This window comes from Solemya velum gill symbiont, from assembly GCF_002020255.1.
GTDB lineage: Bacteria > Pseudomonadota > Gammaproteobacteria > Chromatiales > Chromatiaceae.
Window position 1 is genome coordinate 1 of record NZ_MPQG01000033.1, and the last position, 3,350, is coordinate 3,350.

The following is a 3,350-nucleotide window of genomic DNA, read 5'->3' on the forward strand; positions in this document are numbered from 1 at the left end:
CGGATTAATAGCCAAACCGACTGTGAAAGATTTTGCACCGAGTGGTAACTCAGACAAACAAAAAGCCTAGCCATTTCTAGCTAAGCCTTTGATTTATATGCTGGACCGTGAAGGATGATTCGCTTCCGCTCATGCTGCGAGCCTGCGGCGCTTGTCGAACGCGTCCATTTTGATTGTCGAAGGTTCAAATCCTTCCGGCGAAGGTCCATATGAAAAAAGCCCGACTATCGTCGAGCTTTTTTGCTAAATATGGTGGGCCGTGAAGGATTCGAACCTTCGACCAACTGATTAAAAGTCCCAACCAGCTAACACCCGTAACTCATCGCAACACGACAAAACACGACAAAACACGACAAAACACGACAAAACACGACAAAACACGACAAAACACGCGTTAACAATAAGTTAGCACATCATCGAAGTCATTAATAGTCGATGCAATGTGCATGGTTATGTTTCGGAGTGTACCTTTTTTGGTATCTTTCTACAGATAAAGATCGATCACTAAATCATCGGTGCAACTTTGATATTCCCAAAGAAACCAATCAGACTAGTAAGATTTTGATAGTTGACTACTATGAAAGTAGAGGGTTGGGAGATTCGTGTGCCTAAATCTAACGTAACAACTCGACGATGCTCATTAAGAAGATTCGTCCTTGCTGCAATACTCACCTGCATGTTTGCGCCAAACAGCTTCATCAATAGTGCCCGCGCCGCACAGACCGATGCTGACTTCAACGCCTATTGCCGTTCAAAATTTCCCAACAGCAGTTACCAGAAACTTCTGCAAAGCTGGGGAACAGAACATGCCTGCGTTCAGGGTGGGACTCGGCAAGGCATCGATTTTGCTGAAGCATGCAGAATGACAACTGGAAGCCGCAATTACCAGGTTTCCGGGATGCGGGATGCGGGTTCTCTGTGAAGGCTCCGTTGAAAATGTGGAATCGAGCCAACCAAAAGTGATCGGTGAACCTGATTTTAACCAGTATTGCAGAAACAATTTCCCCAATAGTGTCTACGAAAAGCGTGTCGAATCGTATGGCGTTGCCCACTACTGTCGCCGTCCGGGAATAACAGGTTTTACTCTACAAAACATCGACCTGTCCCGGGCTTGCCGCGAGAGCCTTGGAACAGGTAACTACAAGATAGAAGGTAGCCGGGTCAGCTGCCTGGAAGAAGATGAGGCTGAAAGTGTCGCTAATCAGCCGGCGAGGCCGATGCCCCCTTCTTCGCCCGTTGACAGAATTCCACCAATGCCTGGCCCGGGCAATGGTCCCATTCCATTCCCCCAGCCAGGCATGGGGCCAGGTTCCATGCCACCGATGCCCATGCCTATGCCCTTCTCTGCACCACAACCCGGGGCACAGCCGGGAGCAATGCCACCAGAAAGCACCTACCCGGAAACGCTTGCCTGCCAGAGGCTCGGAGGCAAGTGGCGCAGTGGAACAGTCCCGATGGCTGACCAGATTAAGCGAGAGGCAGAACAAAAAGCCACTGAATGTGATTTTCCTCCCATGTGTCCACAAATTGCCTTTGAACAGACATTCCAGGGATATATGAATATAGTCACCATCTGGCAATGTCATCTCATGTTCATCGAACACCCTGAAGGAAAAGAGCATGATGACATCAAGACTGCTATCGAAGAGGCTTGCGAGATCGAAAAGCGTCTTGACCAGATGAGTGAGAACCTGATGTCGCTTGGTGCAAGCATGAATTCACCAGTCCACGAGCAGTTAATGAGCTGGCTGGAAGTTAAAAGTGTTTGCGAAGAGAGCGACTTCGATCTCTACTTCGTATTCGCCGACACTGCCGGCAGTACTATCGAGGGAGCTCTGCCAATGGGCGTTCCACTTGCTGTTGAACTCAGGTACAAACGCGCGCCCAAGAATTATGAGCAGTCCGTCAAACTGGAACTGGGCGAGAACTTTTCGACCTCAATGGAACTTTCTGTCTTTCCCGTCGAAGGTAATCCGAAGCGTTTTCGCAGCTCTCCCTTTACTCTAATCATGCCGGAGATCTGACCGATGATCCGACTGAAAAACATAGCTCTGTATCAGTTGCATTGATTCTTGTTCTGGGCGGCTTGCCAGCCCATGCACAGGAAAAGAAATCGGTACCTGTTGGGCCCTGCGATCCTGTACGAGCAACTGCTGGTGACAAGAAAACTGAAGCACAGGTTGCACCACCAGGTACGGCAAAACCAATTCCCATCCCATTTGAAGAAGCCCGTCAGCGCTTTGATGAAATACAAAATAACTATTTTGCTGAAAATGCGACTGAAGAACAAAAACGCCAAGCACAAAATGAGATGCATGATTTGTCCAACAGGATAGAGGCAGAACATGCTCGTTTACGCGAGACTGGAGAGGATAACGTTGTTTTCGACGACATGACGCGTTTGCGGGATTCGGTTACGGCTGCAACAAAAGGCATCGATAGCGAGATGGGCCCTTCGCAATCCGTAACAAGTCAGCCAACAATAAAGAAAGAGCCTGGAGCATCAATTCCCACCTATTACGTCAATGAAGCAGCTGCAGACGCGGCTGCCGAGTTGCGGACAGTTCAAGAGCGCTTCAGGGATTACCTGAAAACCGAACCTGATGAGAGTGAACACCCACTGAAGCATGTCGAGTGGCGACCTCGACGCAATAAGCTTCTCGTTGACATGATGATGGCAGAAGAACAATTTGCATGGGATGCCGCAGGTGGCTATACCAAGGAAGAGCGTGACACACTTGCAGATCCCTATGCCGCCATGAGGAACTTACGAAACAGCATGGCAGATATTGCCAAACAGAACCAGGAGATAGACCGTCTCCTTGGAGATATGGCTGCTTTTGAGGAACAACATAGCAAGATGATGCATGGTATAGCAGAGGGGCCCCATACGTCCGGCTTTGGCCGGGCCAACTACCTGGGAATTGCCCTCGTTCGTGTAGCGCATGGCCTAGTAGTCGACAGAATAAATGCCATGAACCTGAAGTTGGGTGCTGACCAGGAACGATTACTAAGAGAACTGGAGGATGTTACCGAGGCACTTAACAATGCCTATCGTTCCAGGCGCGAGCGTGGAATCAGAAACATACGCCGGAAAGCATGTGAACAAGCGCTAAATCAAGGTCAGGGGGATCCTGAGCCATTCCGTGTCCATCGGCCGATATGGCGAGATGTTGAAAATACGTTCATCAATCGCTTGAGCGAACACCTTAATAAACGACTTGGAAAATCAGCACCAAAACTATTAAAAGATGACGTGAATTCAATTTCCAAGTGCAACTCAACAGAGTTGGTTAGAGGGCAAGCTGCGGTAGCATAGGTAGCTTCTCTCACCGACCAAAGTTAGAGGA

Annotated in this window: 3 protein-coding genes; all 3 read left to right on the top strand. The window is 49.0% G+C overall.

Annotated features, from left to right (window positions below; genetic code table 11):
* The first annotated feature begins 604 nt into the window (after positions 1–604).
* From BOW06_RS12735 to BOW06_RS12745, 3 genes are read left to right on the top strand one after another with little or no spacing between them, the layout of a single operon-like run.
* Positions 605–922, top strand: coding sequence for a hypothetical protein (locus tag BOW06_RS12735; RefSeq protein WP_143556087.1), 318 nt, complete (start codon positions 605–607; stop codon positions 920–922).
* Between the two features lie 16 nt (positions 923–938).
* Positions 939–2,024: a hypothetical protein gene (locus tag BOW06_RS12990; RefSeq protein ID WP_144077464.1), complete on the top strand. Its 1,086-nt coding sequence runs from the start codon at positions 939–941 to the stop codon at positions 2,022–2,024.
* Between the two features lie 41 nt (positions 2,025–2,065).
* On the top strand, positions 2,066–3,319 hold the full coding sequence (locus BOW06_RS12745; protein ID WP_078459497.1) for a hypothetical protein: 1,254 nt from the start codon (positions 2,066–2,068) through the stop codon (positions 3,317–3,319).
* Positions 3,320–3,350 lie beyond the last annotated feature (31 nt).